The sequence below is a fragment of the Vibrio sp. 1401 genome (genome assembly GCF_033340295.1).
In genome coordinates this window covers 1-1047 of sequence record NZ_JAWOWF010000150.1, presented here as the reverse complement: position 1 = coordinate 1047, position 1047 = coordinate 1, and the positions used below count along the sequence as shown (strand labels likewise).

The following is a 1047-nucleotide window of genomic DNA, read 5'->3' as shown; positions in this document are numbered from 1 at the left end:
ACTTCTCTCCTCAACAACGTTTACACTTGCTGGCATTGAATGCGGAGCGTTCTCGTATTTGGGCGAAAGAACGAGACAATGTCGTGTTTGTGAACGTGCCGGGTTATGAAGTTACGTACTGGCATGATGGTCAGCCACTGTTTGAATCAAAAGTTGTGGTTGGTCGAGCTTCAAGAAAAACCCCAATCATGACTGGAACGCTAGATTCGGTGATCTTAAATCCTACTTGGAATGTGCCTTGGAAAATCATGGTGAAAGACATTATTCCAAAAGTGAAACGCAATCCGATGTATTTAATGGAACATAACATTCAAATCATCCGTTCTTGGACGTCGCGCGAAATCATCGATCCAACCACGATCAACTGGGCAACAGTTAATCCAAGAACCTTCCCGTACCGCATGCGTCAGGCTTCTGGTTCGCACAATGCGTTGGGTTTGTACAAGTTCAACATGCCGAACCCACAAGCCATATATCTACACGACACTCCAAGTAAAAACTTGTTCCAACAAGATAGAAGGGCGTTTAGCTCGGGTTGTGTTCGAGTAGAAAACGCCGATCAACTTGCAGAGCTTCTGTTCAAAACTCAAGGTTTGGAAGAGCGTTTAGAGAAAAAGCGGGAAAGCGCTCGTTCATCAACGACTTCGGTGCCACTAGGGGAGCGTATTCCGGTACACATCATCTACCAAACAGCTTGGTTGGAAGAAGGTACGCTGTATTACCGAGATGACATCTACAAATACGACCATCAAGGCTAAGCCTGCCATGGCTCGTAAATTTAAGAAAATTTACAATTCTAAAAAATCGTTTCTGTTCAATAAGTAAACAAAAAATTCAGCGCGACTTCGATATTCCGGACCAATTTATGCATTTGACGAGATAAATTGGTTTCGGTATCGTCCGCTTTCTTTGTTTAGTAATTGAGCAGTGTTTTTGTTTATGGTAAGTCGTAATTTTTCTCGCCGTGATTTCCTTAAAATGACCGCTGGTGGTGTCGTACTGGCGTCTGCAATGCCTACACTTTCATGGGCTTCACTTCCGGATGAA

At 43.6% G+C, this 1047-nt stretch carries 2 protein-coding genes; both read left to right on the top strand.

Annotated elements, in window-relative coordinates:
• The coding region (locus tag R7Z77_RS24205; protein WP_318136908.1) for a L,D-transpeptidase family protein at positions 1 to 758 on the top strand (758 nt) is incomplete at its 5' end.
• 181 nt (positions 759 to 939) lie between these two features.
• The coding region (locus R7Z77_RS24200) for a twin-arginine translocation signal domain-containing protein (protein WP_318136909.1) at positions 940 to 1047 on the top strand (108 nt) is incomplete at its 3' end.